We start from the raw sequence: 17,228 nt of genomic DNA, 5'->3' as shown, positions 1-17,228 counted from the left end.
TATGGAATTTAGAGAACAAGTATTAGATTTATTAACTGAAGTTGCTGAAAATAATGTCATTAAGGAAAATCCAGACGTAGAGCTTTTTGAAGAGGGGATTATTGATTCTTTTCAAACGGTAGGTCTTTTGCTAGAGATTCAACATAAATTAGATATTGAAGTATCGATTATGGATTTTGATAGAGATGAATGGGCAACACCTAACAAGATTGTAGCGGTATTAGAAGAATTACGATGAAGTTAAAACCGTTTATACCTATTATTTTAAGTCTTGTATTGTTTGGAATTTTCTTAGTGTTGCCAGCAAGTTGGTTCACTGGATTAATTAATTCCAAAACAGTAGCTACGCAAAGTGTTGCTCTAACAGATCAAGTACTGAAAGGAACCTTAGTGCAAGATAAAATGTATCAGTCTGATGCTTATTATCCGATATATGGTTCCAGTGAATTAGAGAAAGACGATCCATTTAATCCAGCAATTTTATTAAATAATCGAAATCAAGTTAGTAAGAAACCATTCTTGATTGGTACGGGTGGTTCGACAGATTTAGTAAACGCTGTGGAACTTGGTTCACAGTATGGGAATTTAAAAGGTAAGAAAATGGCATTTATAGTTTCGCCACAGTGGTTTACAAAAAATGGCTTAACACAAGATAATTTTAAGGCGCGTATTTCAAAGGCACAGCTCAATCAGTTGTTTAACCAAGAGCAATTAAGTCCGGAACTGAAACAACGTTATGCCAAACGATTATTACAATTTAAAGATGTGGAGAATCGCGCATATTTAGAAAAAGTTGCGCAAGGAAAAACTCAAGAAAATAAAAATTATCTTTCAACATTTAAAGATGAACAATTGAAGAAAATTGAAGCTATTAAAGCTGTGTATCCATTGAGAACATCACCTGTATCGCATATTGATCCTATTACCTCAAAAAATGATTCTTGGAATGATGTGATGACAGAAGCTGAAATCTATGGTGCAAAGCATACAAAAACAAATGAATTTGGTATTCGAGATGAATATTGGGATTTAATCAAAAAGCATAAACGAAAAATTAATAGAAATCATGAATTCAGGGAAAATTCGCCCGAATTTAAAGATTTAGAGTTACTTGTAGATACATTACGAGAAGCTGGCGCGGATGTTGATTATATAATTATACCGTCTAATGGTAAGTGGTATGATCACATTGGTATTGATAAAGATAGACGTCAGAAAATATATAAAAAAATTGATAAAACAATAGTGGATCATGGTGGACAGACGTACGACATGTCAGATAAAGACTATGAACCATATGTTGTAAGTGATGCAGTACATATTGGCTGGAAAGGCTGGGTATACATCACTAAAAATATCGATGAACATATACACCAGAAATAACATATGAAAATAAAAATTCCTTTCAATATTTACACAATTAAGTGAAATGTTGAAAGGAATTTTCGCATGAAAATTAAAACAGGACAATGAAATCAATCATATTGAAGGTTCATTGTCCTGTTTCTTATAAAAGTGTTCGAAAGGAACTAAATTTTCTGATGTTATATTTAAAGCATCTATGATTTAGAATACTTGTTCTACTTCGATTACTCCCGGTACTTCTTCGTGTAAAGCACGTTCTATACCTGCTTTTAATGTAATTGTTGAACTTGGGCATGTACCACAAGCACCATGTAATTGTAATTTAACAATTCCGTCTTCTACGTCAACAAGGGAACAGTCACCACCATCACGTAGTAAGAAGGGACGTAATTTTTCGATAACTTCCGCTACTTGATCAAACATTGTTACGTTTTCAGTTGGCATGGAAATGCCTCCTTTCAAGTATATTATTTCATTTTCTACTTATCTTTTTATTATAATAGAAATGTAACGAAAAATCTATAATTCAAGATAAAAGGGGAAAAGATATATGGACAAAATAAGTGTTGTTGTTTATGGGGCAGATGTTATTTGTGCAAGTTGTGTCAATGCACCGACGTCTCGTAATACGTTTGACTGGTTACAACCATTATTACAGAGAAAGTATCCAGACAAACAATTTGAATTTACGTATATCGATATCGAAAAAGATACCGAAAATTTGTCGGATCATGATCAACAATTTATTGAGCGTATTCAAGATGACGAACTCTTTTATCCACTCGTAACCATGAATGACGAGTATGTTTCTGATGGATATGTACAATTGAAAGATATAACCCGCTTCTTAGATAATCATTAGATCAATTAATTCGATCAAAAAGATATTTAAGTTATGACTATTAATCATATAAAGTTTACGGTACTAAAATTTTTTTTTTAAAATAACCCCAGGCGGCACCATTAATAAATGATGGTGCCGCCTGGGGTTATAAGTATGAAAATGGACTTTCAATAAACTTAACTCATTCAGTTTATATTTACTAAAGTCATTAATTAACCGTTATGATATTTATACATCCAAAGTACACCGGATTTTAAAATGGAGGCTAAGCGACCTGTAACCGTACGATCCATAATATAAGCAAATCCTTTTTTGTCTCCTAAGGAACCAAGGAAACCTTGTATTTTGATTTCTGGCATTTTTTCAGGTAGAGGTTTACCTTGCCATTGTAATTTCATAACATCTGCAATTTGATCACCCTGGGCTTCTGCTAGTTGAGCACTTGGTGCATGCGGTAATTCTGCACAATCACCTACGACATATACGTTTTTGTATGTTGGTACTTGGTGATATTGGTTTAAGATCACACGACCACTTTTACTAATGTCTATAGGTAAATTTCTGACTAACTCTACTGGTTGAATGCCAGCAGTCCAGACAATTAAATCCACATCTTCAGGTACGTCATTATTATAAATGCGTCCTGGTTCCACGCGATTAATATCAGAATTAGGAACAACTGTTACATCATGTTCGTTGAACCATTTTTCAATATACTTACTCAGTTTTTCAGGGAAACGACATAAAATACGTTCGCCTCTATCGTAAAGGAAGATTTGAAGGTCTTTACGGCTTTCTCTTAATTCACTAGCTAATTCAATCCCACTTAAACCAGCACCAACGATACCTACTTTGGCACCATTTGGTAGTTCGCTCAAATGATGGAAAGTCTCACGTGATTTAGAAAGTGTTTGAATACTATGCGTGTATTCTTCAGCACCAGGGACATTATGATATTTGTCTTCACAACCCAAACCAATCACTAATTCATCATAGTCTACTTTCGTGTTACCGACAGAAACTATTTGATCTTCTAAATTAATATCATTGATTTCACCATAGACATTGTTAATTCTATCTGAATCAGGAAAGTTCATGCGAATATCTTTATCTGACTTTGTACCAGCTGCTAATTCATAAAATTCTGGTTTTAAACCATGGTAAGGCATACGATCTATTAATGTAATCGTATAATTTTCAGGCAGTGCAGATGGTAAGATATGTGACATGATACGCATATTTCCATAACCGCCACCTAATAATACTAAGTTTTTCATTTGTGATACCCCTCTAGTAAAAATTGTATTGAGCATAAACATACAATTACTTACTTCTATAGTAGGTAATTGAACTTGTTATCTCGTCAATGTAAGTTATTAAATATAATGTGGTTAAATCATATTTCGTCCTGCATCGATATACCAATTTTCTATAATCAGCTTACTTATATTTATTATATGCTTTTTTATTTGTTACTACAAATAAAGAAGACAAATTGTAATTATTAAAAATACATATTTTATTTTAACGGACATTATTTCCTGCAATTTTATTGTGTGCGTAATGTGAAATGCATATTAATCCGAACTAAGTAGTAAGTGATATTTTATAAGCTAGTATGTAGAAATAACAATAACGTTTTTGTTATAATTGCTTAACTGATATTTTATGAGAGGGTGTATTATGAATCCAATAATCGAGTTCTGCATTTCGAATTTAGCGAAGGGTGGAGATTATGTATATAATCAGCTTGAAAATGACCCAGGTGTAGACGTATTAGAATACGGTTGTTTACAAAATTGTGGCATTTGTTCTAGTGGGTTGTATGCATTAGTGAATGGTGATATCGTTGAAGGTGATTCGCCGGATGATTTATTACAAAAAATTTACGCACATATAGAAGAAACATGGATTTTTTAGGGAGGTAAAAATAATGGCTATTATTGAAATGACTGAAGCTGCTGCATATGAAGTTAAAGATATGTTACAGCAAAATGATATGGCAGATGGTTATTTAAAAGTTAAGGTGAACGGTGGCGGTTGTACCGGATTAACTTATGGTATGTCTGCTGAAGCTGAACCTGCTGAAAATGATGAAATATATGAATTTCATGGTTTAAAAGTATTAATAGATAAATATGATAAACCAGTTTTAGATGGAACAACCATTGATTTTAAACAATCACTAATGGGCGGTGGCTTCCAAATAGACAACCCTAATGCAATTGCTTCATGCGGTTGTGGTAGTTCGTTTAGAACTGCAAAAGTTGCTGGCTCACCAGAAGATTGCTAAATTATAATATCTAGTTTAAAAGACTATAGTTCACTTAAAATAAGTGTAAACTATAGTCTTTTAATCGTTTATGTGAAATAATAAACAATATGGTCGTTGGTGCTTGAAAATCAGCAGTAAAAACTATAAAATTAGTATTGGATGAAAAATGTCTTTTTTGTGAATTACTATATTGTGAATGGGGTATAGAAAAAGACTATAGCAACAAAAAAATTAAGAAAGCTTAGGTGAATGAAATGGCTCAAGATCGTAAAAAAGTATTAGTTCTAGGCGCTGGTTATGCCGGTTTACAAACTATTACAAAATTACAAAAGCAAATTTCAGCAGATGAAGCTGAAATTACATTAATTAATAAAAATGATTACCACTACGAAGCAACGTGGTTACACGAGGCTTCAGCAGGTACTCTTAGCTATGAAGATTTACTATATCCAGTTGAAAGTGTTGTAGACAAAAACAAAGTTAACTTTGTTAAGGCAGAAGTTACTAAAATTGATCGCAACGCGAAAAAAGTCGAAACAGATGCTGGAATCTTTGACTTTGATATCTTAGTTGTAGGTTTAGGCTTTGAAAGTGAAACGTTTGGTATCAAAGGTATGAAAGATCATGCTTTCCAAATTGAAAACATATTAACTGCTCGTCAATTATCTCGTCACATCGAAGATAAATTTGCTAATTATGCATCTTCAAAACAAAAAGATGATAAAGATTTAGCAATCATTGTTGGTGGTGCTGGATTTACTGGTGTTGAATTCTTAGGTGAATTAACTGATAGAATTCCGGAATTATGTAATAAATATGGTGTTGAGCAAAGCAAAGTGAAAATCACTTGTGTTGAAGCTGCGCCTAAAATGTTACCAATGTTCTCTGACGAACTAGTTAACTATGCAGTAAGTTACTTAGAAGGTAAAGGTGTAGAATTCAAAATTGGTACACCGATTGTTGCAGCTAACGAAAAAGGTTTCGTTGTAAAAGTTAATGACAAAGAAGAACAATTAGAAGCTAATACAGTTGTATGGGCTGCTGGTGTTCGTGGTAGTAAATTAATGGAAGAATCATTCGAAGGCGTAAAACGTGGACGTATTGTAACTAAACAAGATTTAACTATCGAAGGTTATGACGATATCTTTGTTATTGGTGACTGTTCTGCATTTATCCCTGCTGGAGAAGAACGCCCATTACCAACTACAGCACAAATCGCTATGCAACAAGGTGAACATACTGCTAAAAACATTAAAAATGTATTAGAAGGTCAACCAACTCAAGAATTTGATTATGTTGATCGTGGTACTGTATGTTCATTAGGTGCGCATGATGGTGTTGGTGTTGTTTATGGTAAAGATATCCAAGGTAAAAAAGCAGCATTCATGAAGAAAGTTATTGATACTCGTGCAGTATTTAAACTTGGCGGTATCGGTTTAGCATTCAAAAAAGGTAAATTTTAATATATAATTTAAATATGTAATTCACATACTTAACTGTGATGAAAATTTTTAAAGGAGCGGGATAGAAACATACTGTCTAAAATGATTTTATTGTCCCGCCAAGACTTTGATGACAAGGGGATAAATAGGGAAAACACTCTATACGCCAGTCATCATTATCTAAAACATATCTGAGGCCGAGACATGATTTATGTCCGGTCTCTTTTTATTACACTTTTTAATCGTATTGCTTTAAAATGCATTAAAAAGAAGTTCAAACTAATAAAGGAGAGATGTTATATGTTAGTTAATTTAAAAAATACCAACGACATAGCAACAAATACGCTGATTATCGGTTTGCCTGAACATTTAAATCAGCTAGGGGAAATCATTATTAATGATGAGAATATTAATGATCAATTAAAATTATTAAAGCAAAATCAAATAGTTAATACTAATATTGGTACAGTTTCTAGCACGATGTTCACAATACGAGATGAATATATAAAACTGATTACTGTGGGCATGGGTAATATAAAAACCTTGACGTATAACGACTATTTAAAAATATTTGGTAATCTATTTCAATATTTAAAACAAAATCGTATTACACAAGCCTCTTTTAAATTAGAAACATTTGAAACACAAGCTTTATCTAGTAATGTAGTCGCAGAGGTATTTGGACAACAAGGCGACCGTGCGATTTATCAATTTGATAATTATAAAACAGATAAACCTATGCCTTATGAATTAACATTAGATATACATACAGACAATGATGACATACTGAAATCTATTGAAGCAGGTCAAATCATTGGTAGTTCAATAAACTTAGCACGTGACTATAGTAATATACCACCAAACATTTTAACTCCTGAATATTATGCAAACACTATTTACGAACATTTTAAAGAGACAGAAGTAGAAGTTGATATTAAAGATCATGAGACATTACAAAATGAAGGCTTTGGCTTAATTCATGCAGTTGGTAAAGGGTCTAAACATGGACCGAGAGTCATTACATTAACATATAATGGTGGAAAAACAGATGAAGCACCTATTGCATTAGTAGGTAAAGGTATTACTTATGATTCAGGTGGTTATTCTATAAAAGGAAAAGTAGGCATGCAAACGATGAAATTCGATATGTGTGGCTCTGCTAACGTCGTAGGAATCATAGAAGTTGCTCGCAAACTTAAATTGAAAATAAATATTGTCGGTGTTATTGCTGCAGCAGAAAATATGATAAATGAAGCTGCAATGAAACCGGATGATGTATATACCGCTTTAAGCGGTGAATCAGTTGAAGTGTTGAATACAGATGCAGAAGGACGCTTGGTATTAGGTGATGCAGTATTCTATGCGAATCAATTCCAGCCACAAGTAATTTTAGATTTTGCAACATTAACAGGTGCAGCTATTGTAGCTTTAGGAGATGATAAGGCTGCCGTGTTTAACCATAATGCTACCAATCACTTACAAACAATACTTAATTATGCACAGACTAATGATGAATTTGTATTTGAATTACCTATGACAACGACTGAACGTAATCTAATCAAAAATAGTGATGTTGCAGACTTAGTTAATCACACAAATGGCCAAGGCAAAGCTTTATTTGCAGCAACATTTATCAATCATTTTGCAGGAGATACACCTCATATGCATTTTGACATAGCTGGCCCTGCAACAATCAATAAAAATACGTACAAAGGTCCAAAAGGGCCGACAGGCTACTTAATTCCTACTATAGTTGAATGGTTACGCAATTTAAAATAATTATGAAAGTTTAGCAAACCGTTAACATAACGTATCCCTTTTAATTGGTCGTTTTGTTCATACTATAATATAACTAATACTTTAAAAATTAACAGCAATACAGTTATTTTTGAGTGGAAGTATGAAATTAATTTTATAATATTGATTTCATACTTCCGCTTTTTTAGTTTTTAATCACTAAAAGAGATAAAATAGTAATGCTATTAATCGTGCGTTAGTAGGCTTTTTGAGATCCAAAAGTAAACATCATACTATTAACTATTAAATGAAGCATATGAAATCTATGAATAAATTCTTTGTTGTGTTTGACAAGTGCTCAAGTTATTGATAATATAGTTCTCATGATGCTTTAGTTCGATAACGTGGTAAAGGAGTTGTGCTTTGTGATAAATGCTGTAGTAATAGCAGTGGTACTGATGATTATTTTATGTTTATGTAGATTAAATGTAGTAATCAGTTTGTTTATCAGTGCCTTAGTAGGTGGATTAATTGCAGGTATGAGTGTTTCAGATATCGTGTCTGTTTTTGGTAAGAATATTGTAGATGGTGCAGAAGTAGCACTAAGTTATGCATTGCTTGGTGGCTTTGCAGCGCTTATTTCTTATAGTGGAATTACCGATTATTTAGTGAATAAGATTATAAATGGTATCCATGCTGAAAATAGCAAGATGTCACGTATTAAAGTGAAAGTGATCATCATATTAGCTTTATTAGTGATGAGCATTATGAGTCAGAACTTAATACCCGTCCATATTGCGTTTATTCCCATTGTAATACCACCGTTAATTAGTTTGTTTAATGAACTGAATATAGATAGAAGACAAATAGCAATTATTATAGGATTTGGTTTATGTTGGCCATATGTTTTATTACCTTTTGGTTTTGGTCAAATATTCCACCAAATTATTCAAAATGGTTTTACCAAAGCAAATCACCCAATTGAAATGGACATGATTTGGAAAGCGATGATTATTCCATCTTTAGGTTATATTTTTGGATTGGTTGCAGGTATCTTTTATTATAGAAAGCCAAGAAAATACATTCAACATGAAGAAATTAAAGATAATAGTCAAATAGAAATTAAACCCTATGTACTTGTAGTTACTGTGATTTCAATTATAGTAACATTCTTAGTGCAATTATTAACAGACTCTATGATCTTTGGTGCATTAGCAGGTGTGCTTGTATTCTTTGTTTCAAGAGCATATAAATGGACAGAATTAGACAAGCAATTTGTTGATGGTATAAAAATCATGTCGTTTATCGGAGTAGTGATATTGTCTGCAAATGGTTTTGCAGGAGTAATGAATGAAACTGGAGATATTAACAGACTTGTAGAGGGATTAAGTGGAGTTATAGGGGATAACAAATTAGTTAGTATCATTGTGATGTATATAATTGGTTTAGTAGTTACCTTAGGTATTGGTTCGTCATTTGCCACTATTCCAATCATTGCTACATTATTTGTACCTTTAGGAGAATCGTTAGGATTAAGCACAATGGGATTAATTGCCTTAATTGGTACAGCCAGTGCATTAGGAGATTCAGGTTCGCCAGCCAGTGATTCTACGCTTGGTCCTACTGCAGGTTTGGATGTTGATGGACAACATGACCACATTAGAGATACTTGTATACCTAACTTTCTATTCTACAATATTCCATTAATTATTTTTGGAACAATTGCTGCTATGGTACTATAAAAGGTATATAAAGAAAATGAGGTGACACAATGGCTAATATGTTAGATGCGTTAGATATTAAAGTTGTGAAACAAGAACGTGGTTTAATGGTAATGTCTATGCCTGTGACAGACAATGTAAAACAGCCTTTTGGCTATCTGCATGGAGGTGCGAGTCTAGCACTTGGTGAAACAGCATGTTCGATGGGAGCTGCTTATTTAATTGATACTGAGCAATATGTACCACTTGGTTTAGAAATGAATGGCAATCATATCGGTTCAACTACTGAAGGGACTATATTTGCAACTGCTACGATTATTCATGAAGGAAAAACCACACAGGTATGGTCTATTGATATCAAAGATGATAAAGATAGATTAATTTGTGTAATGCGAGGTACTATTGCTATAAAACCATTAAAACGTTAATTAATAACAATAAAGAGCTTGGGGGCATAAAGCCCAGACAAAAAGCACTCAGATGAATTAAATCATCTGAGTGCTTTTTTATTCAATATTTCGTATTGTTGGGTTGCTTTCTTGGGGACAACTTGGGCCTGTAATCTTCAGCTTGCCTAGTTCCTTCAAGTGTCTCGTCAAAAAAGTCATATGGTTTGTTTGGTATTTAAAGGTTCACAATGATAATAATGTTGCTGTGATTGGTTGAACTGTTTGTGTTCGAAAGCTTCACCGATTCTTAATGAGGCTTCACGTCCTCCCATAATATTGCGTGCAAATGGTCCAAGTTCTAAATCAGCCAATCCACCGCTTACATAAAGGTTAGGGAGCCATTCTAAAGTTGGTGTAATTGAAGGTAGTCCACAGCTACATACAGGAGCTTGATATTCTGTTATTAATTGCTGGATTAAAGGTTGTTGCATAATCGTTTCTTTAAAGCCTGTAGCTAATAATATATGGTCGTAATGTATACAATAAGTGTCAGTGCAAATATGGTGATTCACTATATCTGCTATTTCGTTGATATGTATTTTAAGACGACCGTCTTTAATATACTTTTTAAGTCTTAATTCTAGTTCTTTTGGCATAGAGCCTTTATGTCTCTCGTTTTTAATAATGTTTAAACGATCAATAGAGGATTGCATAGCACTAAATTTTTTCATATTTTTAGGTCCTAGCCATCCAGGATCTGCATCAAAGTCATGAACATCTATAGCTTTATTCATCCATAAATGAATCTGATTATTACTATTTTCCTTTAAAAGCCTTAACGTGAGGTGAGCTGCAGAAATACCGCTACCAATGACATGAGATGTACCTGCATAATGATTTTGTTCATTTTCAAAAATGTGAGAAATGTCAGGTTGATTTTGAAATAGTTTAGGAACATATATTTCATGATTACAACCAAATGCAACTACTACATGGTCTGAACTGATCCAGCTTTGATTGTTCAATTGCATGTGCCATTGTTGTTTATTCATCTTAATATCACTGACATATCCTTGAATATGACATGAATTTAAATGATATGAGTGAATTAAATCATGTGTGTGGTCCATAAACATATTTCGATTAGGTCGTTTGTATTGTCCAAATGCAGCATTTGTATAATGCATTTTTTTAGCATATTGATTTAGGTGAAAAGGGTTAGGGTGTACGTGGTGTACACAGGGTGAACGTAAATAAGGCATGTCGATACGTTGTGAAAAATGATCGAATTGTGCACATAAATTAGGATTTGGGTCAATCATTGATAATTGTGATGCCTTTAAACCTAAAGATCTTAATTTAATAGCGATAGTTACAGCATGTAATCCGCCACCAATAATAGTCCATGTTGTCATAAAAACACTCCTGTTTATATTAAATCGTAATTATTACGATTTAATATATCATGTAATATCCTTTATAACAACTCATTTTGTAAATAAATTATGAGTATATTGATTGTCTAAAATGTTTGAAAAATAAAAAAGCGGGAGAGACACATGTCTCTCCCACTTTTTTATTTTATAATCAGTACTAGGAGATGGAGAAATGTATTTAACCAAATCCTAATAAATTGTTTTTATAATTTTGTATCCTTTAAATCTTCTTTAATTTCATCATGCTTCGTTCTCTTTGAAGCAGGTGTTTGTAAATTATAAGCTGATTTGATAATTAAATGACTTGCTAATGGACCAGTGATTAAAATAAACAAAATACCCACAAGTAATTGCATATTCACATAACCTTCTCGACCAATAAAATATAAGAATACGCCACTAATTAACAGCATTGAACCTAATGTTGCAGCTTTACCAGCTGCGTGAGCTCTGGCGTATACATCGTCTAAACGTAATAGACCAATAGCAGCTAGGGCACTGATAAGTGAGCCTAAAATGACTAAGATAAGTGCAATACTAATGACGATCGTCGTTATCATTTTCAATCACCTTACCTTTATCCATATATTTTGCAAATACTGCTGTACCAAGAAAGGCTAAAATACCTATCAATAAAATGGCAACAATCATATATTTTGTACCTAAGAAAATACTAAATAGTGCAACAATAGCCATGAGTTGAATACCCATTGCATCAAGTGCGACGACCCTGTCAGCGAGAGAAGGGCCGATAATTACACGAACAAGCATGCCTAGCATTGATAAAGCTACAATAACCAGTGCAATGATCAAAATAATATTATAGTTCATTAATTTTCGCCTACCTCTCTGACCACTTTTTCAAGGGATGATTTGATACTCTCTATTTCTTCTTCTTTTGTAGTGAAATCGATACTGTGTATATATATTTTTGTACGATCATCACTAATGCCTAACACAATTGTGCCTGGTGTTAATGTGATTAAATTAGATAATAATGCAATTTGCCAGTCGTTTTTCAAATCTGTATGGTACGTAAAGAAGGCTGGTTCATTATCAATCTTTGGTTTAATTACAATTCGTATAACATCTATGTTTGCTTTTACTAGTTCAATTAAAAACACTAAGAATAGTTTCACAATTTTATAGACAGTAATGATATAGAATCTACCTGGTAATACGCCGCGCATTAAGTAAACTAATAAAAGTGCAAATAAGTAACCTAAAATAAAGTTATTAAATGTATAACTGCCTGTGACGAATAACCAAAATACAGAAAGCATCAAATTTACTAATATTTGAACTGCCATATTATTTACCTCCCAATACTGCGTCTCTATAGATACTAGGATTGTAGAATGTCTCAGCAGCATCTTTAATAATTGGTTGCAACCAATCTGCAGAAAGTCCGAAAACAACTGTGATCACGACTGAAATGATTGCTATTGTAAGTATGCCTTTATACTGCAACTTAGGATTTACGTGATAACCTTCAGATTTTCCGAAAAAGCCTAATAAGAAAATACGAATAACAGAATAAAGTACTACTAAACTTGAAAGTAAAACAACAATACCGCTTAAGTAAAATCCTTTTTCAAATGTAGCTTGTACGATATAAAATTTACCATAAAAGCCACTTAGTGGCGGTATGCCCGCTAAACTTAGTGCAGCGATAAAGAATGTCCATCCTAAAACTGGATAATCTTTAATCAGACCGCCATATTTACGTAAATCATGTGTTTTCGTAATTTTATACATAACTCCTATTAAGAAAAATAGTGCTGCTTTTACTAACATATCGTGTAGTGTATAGTAAATCGCACCCATCATACCTGCTTGATTCATCATAGCAATACCAACTAGGATAACGCCGACAGCAATTACGATGTTATAAAGTATGATTTTTTTAGTATCAAAATAGCTGACAGCACCAACACACCCGAAAATAATAGTGAGTAATGCTAGGAATAATATTGTATAAAATGAGAAGTTCGATGAATCATTAAAGAACAAACTAGCTGTTCTCGCAATGGCATATACGCCTACTTTTGTTAATAAAGCACCAAAGAAAGCGATAATTGCAATCGGTGGGGCATAGTATGCACCTGGCAACCAGATATACATTGGAAATGCACCAGCTTTAGTTGCAAAAACAAAGATAAACATGATAAATACGATTGTTATTATACCGCTATCTTCAGCAGGTAGTTGGTTTATCTTTTCACTAATATCAGCTAAATTCAAAGTACCAACTACAGAGTAGAGCATAGCTACAGCTATAACGAAGAAAGCTGATGAAGTTACATTGATAAGTACATATTTAATAGTTTCACTTAATTGTATTTTGGTTCCGCCTATAACTAACAAGATATATGAGGCTAAAAGGAATACTTCAAAGAATACAAATAAGTTGAATATATCTCCAGTAATAAATGATCCAATTATACCTGTAACCATAAACATCACTGCGAAATAATAGTAGTACGTTTCGCGCTCTATACCTACAGATTGATAAGAATAAAGGATGATTAACATCGTTATAATCAAACTGGTGATGACAAGTAAGGCACTAAAGATATCAAGGACAAAGACAATACTATATGGCGCTTCCCATGAACCTAATTCTAATGTGATAGGGCCATCTTTAAGTACATTCTGGAAATTAATAATAGCAAAAATTAATGTAATTGCTGTACCTGATAAGGCAACGTAGCGCTTTATCCTAGGGCGCTTACCAATGAATATGAGTGCGATAATAGTAATCATTGGTATGACGAGTAATGAAATAATGAGATTACTCTCTATCATTGTCTAGCACTCCTTTCATACTTTCTACGTTGTCTGTACCTAATTCTTTATAACTTCTAAAAGCTAACACTAAGAAAAATGCTGTTACAGAAAACGAAATTACTATAGCTGTAAGTATTAATGCCTGTGGAATCGGGTCTACATAAGAAGTGATTCCTTTTTCATAAATAGGCACTTCACCTTTTTTAAGGCCACCCATAGTAATTAAAAATAAATTGGCTGTGTGCGTTTGTAAAGTAGTCCCAATAATGATGCGTATCAAACTTTTAGAAAGAATGAGATAGACGCTCATTGCAGTGAGAATACCACAAACAAAAATCATAACTATTTCCATTACTCATTCTCTCCAATCGCTAATATGATAGCCATTATTGTACCTACAACAGCGCATAATACGCCTAAATCAAAAAATGTAGCAGTATGCATTTCCATTGGTTTTAAAATTACTAGTGGGATTTCAAATGGTGTATGCGTGAAAAAGTTTTTATGATAAAACCAACTTGCCATTGGCGTGGCTAGACAAAAGAAAAAGCCAATACCGATTAATTTTTTAAAGTCCCAAGGAAAAATTTTACGCATCGTTTTTATATCAAAAGCTACTGTAATAATCACGAGTGCACTAGAAAGTAATAAACCTCCTACGAAACCACCACCTGGTGTATAATGTCCAGCTAAAAATAAATATAAGCCAAACATCACGATGAGAAAGAAGATAACAACTGCTGAATATTGAAAGATTAAATTATTTTTCTGTCTGTTCAACGTTTTTACCTCCTTCATCATTTTTATTATTATTTGTACGTAATTTAATCATTGTATACACACCTAAACCGGCAATACCAAGTACTGCAGATTCAAATAAAGTATCGGTACCACGGAAGTCAACAAGGATAACGTTAACCATATTGGTACCATGGGCTAAGTCATAAACATTTGATTTGTAAAATTCAGCGATAGAGCCAAAATGTCTATTACCATAAGCAATTAAACCAAGTACCGTTACAACGATACCCGCGCAGACTGCAATAACAATATTTACTAATTTAAAAGAACGTGTTTCTTTATGTCTATTTAAATTAGGTAAGTGATAGAAACATAATAAGAACAGTGCAGTAGAAATAGATTCAACTACAAATTGTGTAAGGGCTAAATCTGGTGCGCCAAAGAAAATAAAGAATATGGCAACAGAATAACCTACAGCGCTAGCCATGATAATGCTAAATAATCTAGATTTAGCAAATATAATCATAGAAGCAGCGGTAATAATTAATACTACAATGATTAATTCAAACGGACGTACTGCACTGACATCTTTAAAGTCAATATTAAATGGTGTAACTAAAAGTGTTACTAACGTAATTACTATTAATGAAACAAAGATAATAATTAAATTATTACGAGTAAATCCAGTGACATAAGCGTCGGTAAATTTACCTGAATAATCCGGAGTAACTTCGCCAAATTTATCATACCAATAATTTAATGTGAGCTTAGTAGGTTGTAAATGCAATAAACGGATCCAATAACCAAAAGTTAATATGAGTAGAATACCTACAACGTAAATAACAATGGTTGAGAAGAATGCTAGCGTAAAGCCATGGAACATATGAAATTCTGCAGGTTTGCCTGTTGTTTGGCTAATTGCATTTACTGCAGGATCAATGATTGTGCCAGTTAATATTGATGGGAAGAAACCAAACACAATAACTAATATAGCTAAAATAGCTGGTGAAATTAGCATGAGTATAGATACTTCATGAGCTTTTTTAGGTAATTCATCAGCTTTATGACTACCTAAAAAGATTTGACCAATAAATCTGACAGAATAAACAAATGTAAAAATACTGCCAATAATTGCGATAATAGGAATTAATATCCCAAGTGTATTTAAGCTAAATAGATTAGCATTTGTAATTTCAATCATGCTTTCTAAAAATGACTCTTTAGATAAAAAACCATTAAATGGCGGTATACCAGCCATACTTAATGAAGTGATGATTGTAATCGTAAATGAAATCGGCATGATAGTTAATAGTCCACCTAATTTATTTACATCACGTGTGCCTGTTGAGTGATCGATGGCACCAGTTACCATAAATAACGCGCCTTTAAAAGTGGCGTGGTTAATTAAATGGAAAACAGCAGCAGTAAATGCAGCAACATAAAGTTGACTTTCAGAGCCTTCAAAATGATAGCTAACTGCTCCGATACCTAACATAGACATAATCATACCTAATTGTGAAACTGTAGAAAATGCTAAAATACCTTTTAAATCTTGCTGTTTTGTAGCATTAAAAGATGCCCATAATAATGTAATTAGACCAATCAAAGTTACTGACCAAATCCAACCTTGCGAAACAGCGAAAATGGGTGTCACTCGCGCAACTAAATAAAGACCAGCTTTAACCATTGTTGCTGAGTGTAGGTAAGCACTTACCGGCGTTGGTGCTTCCATGGCATCTGGTAACCATATGTAAAATGGAAATTGTGCCGATTTGGTAATAGCCCCAATTAAAACTAAAATCATTGAAAGAATAAAAAATGGGCTAGTTTGAATTTCAGAAACATTGTGAATTAATTCTTGAATACTTGTTGTCCCACCGGCGATTGAAAGTAAAATAATGCCACCTAAAAGCGACAATCCTCCGAATACCGTAACGAGCATGGATTTTTGAGCACCATATATAGATGCTTGCTTATCACGCCAAAATGAGATGAGTAGGAAACTAGAAAATGAAGTTAATTCCCAAAATAAATATAAGATAATTAAATTATCTGATAATACAACACCTAACATAGCACCCATAAAGAGCAATAGATAACAATAAAAATTCCCCAGTTGCTCTTGTCGACTTAAATAACTTATAGAATAAAGTATAATTAAACTACCTATGCTAGTTATTAACAAACTGAATAATAAGCCTAAACCGTCAACGTATAAATTAAAATTCATACCGAAGTGAGGCATCCAATTGGCTTTTTGCATTATGTTATTTCCTGACATGGTTGTCGAAATATATGATAGGAAATATATAAATAAGACGACGGGGATAGGTAACACAAACCATCCTAAATGTATGCGTTTATAAAAACGATATACAATTGGAATAATGAGTGCGAATATTAACGGTAAAAGCACCGATATATGTAACAAACTCATTATTTTATCCTCCTTTAAAAGTGTATTATAAAACCATTATACATGAAGTAG

19 protein-coding genes are annotated in these 17,228 nt (G+C 33.0%); 9 read left to right on the top strand and 10 right to left on the bottom strand.

What is annotated here, in order from left to right:
* Position 1: 1 nt before the first annotated feature.
* Positions 2-238: a D-alanine--poly(phosphoribitol) ligase subunit 2 gene (gene dltC, locus D9V42_RS04985; RefSeq protein ID WP_107555638.1), complete on the top strand. Its 237-nt coding sequence runs from the start codon at positions 2-4 to the stop codon at positions 236-238.
* Positions 235-1,383 (top strand): D-alanyl-lipoteichoic acid biosynthesis protein DltD, encoded by a 1,149-nt coding sequence (gene dltD / locus D9V42_RS04980; protein ID WP_122063495.1) that lies wholly within the window; start codon positions 235-237, stop codon positions 1,381-1,383. Before dltC ends, dltD begins: the two co-directional genes overlap by 4 nt.
* A gap of 183 nt (positions 1,384-1,566) precedes the next feature.
* Here dltD and D9V42_RS04975 read toward each other — a convergent pair whose 3' ends face one another.
* Complete coding sequence (locus D9V42_RS04975) at positions 1,567-1,809, bottom strand: NifU family protein (protein ID WP_002483816.1); 243 nt, start codon at positions 1,807-1,809, stop codon at positions 1,567-1,569.
* 106 nt (positions 1,810-1,915) lie between these two features.
* On the opposite strand from D9V42_RS04975, the gene D9V42_RS04970 reads away from it, so the two are divergent.
* The gene (locus D9V42_RS04970; RefSeq protein WP_042363023.1) at positions 1,916-2,227 is read left to right on the top strand and encodes a YuzD family protein; all 312 of its coding nucleotides are present in this window, start codon (positions 1,916-1,918) and stop codon (positions 2,225-2,227) included.
* Between the two features lie 194 nt (positions 2,228-2,421).
* On the opposite strand, the gene D9V42_RS04965 is transcribed toward D9V42_RS04970, so the two are convergent.
* Positions 2,422-3,486 (bottom strand): NAD(P)/FAD-dependent oxidoreductase, encoded by a 1,065-nt coding sequence (locus D9V42_RS04965; RefSeq protein WP_017722359.1) that lies wholly within the window; start codon positions 3,484-3,486, stop codon positions 2,422-2,424.
* A 406-nt stretch (positions 3,487-3,892) separates the two neighbouring features.
* Between D9V42_RS04965 and D9V42_RS04960 the strand changes: the two genes are divergently transcribed.
* The 6 genes from D9V42_RS04960 (at position 3,893) to D9V42_RS04935 (ending at position 9,812) form a co-directional block, all read left to right on the top strand.
* Positions 3,893-4,129 (top strand): YuzB family protein, encoded by a 237-nt coding sequence (locus D9V42_RS04960; RefSeq protein ID WP_017722358.1) that lies wholly within the window; start codon positions 3,893-3,895, stop codon positions 4,127-4,129.
* A gap of 13 nt (positions 4,130-4,142) precedes the next feature.
* Positions 4,143-4,502 (top strand): HesB/IscA family protein, encoded by a 360-nt coding sequence (locus tag D9V42_RS04955; protein ID WP_029377561.1) that lies wholly within the window; start codon positions 4,143-4,145, stop codon positions 4,500-4,502.
* A gap of 236 nt (positions 4,503-4,738) precedes the next feature.
* A complete protein-coding gene (locus tag D9V42_RS04950; protein ID WP_017722356.1) occupies positions 4,739-5,947 on the top strand; it encodes an NAD(P)/FAD-dependent oxidoreductase in 1,209 nt (402 codons plus the stop codon).
* 279 nt (positions 5,948-6,226) lie between these two features.
* Positions 6,227-7,705: a M17 family metallopeptidase gene (locus D9V42_RS04945; protein ID WP_107555641.1), complete on the top strand. Its 1,479-nt coding sequence runs from the start codon at positions 6,227-6,229 to the stop codon at positions 7,703-7,705.
* Between the two features lie 383 nt (positions 7,706-8,088).
* Complete coding sequence (locus D9V42_RS04940) at positions 8,089-9,405, top strand: Na+/H+ antiporter family protein (RefSeq protein WP_122063492.1); 1,317 nt, start codon at positions 8,089-8,091, stop codon at positions 9,403-9,405.
* A 29-nt stretch (positions 9,406-9,434) separates the two neighbouring features.
* A complete protein-coding gene (locus D9V42_RS04935; RefSeq protein WP_029377557.1) occupies positions 9,435-9,812 on the top strand; it encodes a hotdog fold thioesterase in 378 nt (125 codons plus the stop codon).
* Between the two features lie 176 nt (positions 9,813-9,988).
* Here the strand turns inward: D9V42_RS04935 and D9V42_RS04930 are convergent, their stop codons facing one another.
* From D9V42_RS04930 to D9V42_RS04895, 8 genes are all read right to left on the bottom strand, one after another.
* Positions 9,989-11,188, bottom strand: coding sequence for an FAD/NAD(P)-binding protein (locus D9V42_RS04930; protein ID WP_122063490.1), 1,200 nt, complete (start codon positions 11,186-11,188; stop codon positions 9,989-9,991).
* 224 nt (positions 11,189-11,412) lie between these two features.
* A complete protein-coding gene (locus D9V42_RS04925) occupies positions 11,413-11,769 on the bottom strand; it encodes a Na+/H+ antiporter subunit G1 (RefSeq protein WP_029379187.1) in 357 nt (118 codons plus the stop codon).
* On the bottom strand, positions 11,747-12,040 hold the full coding sequence (locus D9V42_RS04920; RefSeq protein ID WP_038678212.1) for a Na(+)/H(+) antiporter subunit F1: 294 nt from the start codon (positions 12,038-12,040) through the stop codon (positions 11,747-11,749). The genes D9V42_RS04925 and D9V42_RS04920 overlap by 23 nt, the downstream gene beginning before the upstream one ends.
* Positions 12,040-12,519, bottom strand: a complete 480-nt coding sequence (locus tag D9V42_RS04915) for a Na+/H+ antiporter subunit E (protein ID WP_107530128.1) — start codon at positions 12,517-12,519, stop codon at positions 12,040-12,042. The genes D9V42_RS04920 and D9V42_RS04915 overlap by 1 nt, the downstream gene beginning before the upstream one ends.
* A 1-nt stretch (position 12,520) precedes the next feature.
* On the bottom strand, positions 12,521-14,017 hold the full coding sequence (gene mnhD1 / locus D9V42_RS04910) for a Na+/H+ antiporter Mnh1 subunit D (RefSeq protein ID WP_122063487.1): 1,497 nt from the start codon (positions 14,015-14,017) through the stop codon (positions 12,521-12,523).
* Positions 14,004-14,351 carry a Na+/H+ antiporter Mnh1 subunit C gene (gene mnhC1 / locus D9V42_RS04905; RefSeq protein ID WP_017722347.1) on the bottom strand — a complete coding sequence of 116 codons (348 nt, stop codon included), beginning with the start codon at positions 14,349-14,351 and terminating at the stop codon, positions 14,004-14,006. The genes mnhD1 and mnhC1 overlap by 14 nt, the downstream gene beginning before the upstream one ends.
* Entirely contained in the window at positions 14,351-14,779 is a 429-nt protein-coding gene (locus tag D9V42_RS04900) for a Na(+)/H(+) antiporter subunit B (protein ID WP_122063484.1), read from the bottom strand. Before D9V42_RS04900 ends, mnhC1 begins: the two co-directional genes overlap by 1 nt.
* Entirely contained in the window at positions 14,760-17,177 is a 2,418-nt protein-coding gene (locus D9V42_RS04895) for a Na+/H+ antiporter subunit A (RefSeq protein ID WP_122063481.1), read from the bottom strand. The genes D9V42_RS04900 and D9V42_RS04895 overlap by 20 nt, the downstream gene beginning before the upstream one ends.
* Positions 17,178-17,228 lie beyond the last annotated feature (51 nt).

The organism is Staphylococcus pseudoxylosus (assembly GCF_003697915.1).
Lineage (GTDB): Bacteria > Bacillota > Bacilli > Staphylococcales > Staphylococcaceae > Staphylococcus > Staphylococcus pseudoxylosus.
Note: the sequence above shows the minus strand (reverse complement) of the source record. Positions and strands in the feature narration are given on the sequence as shown.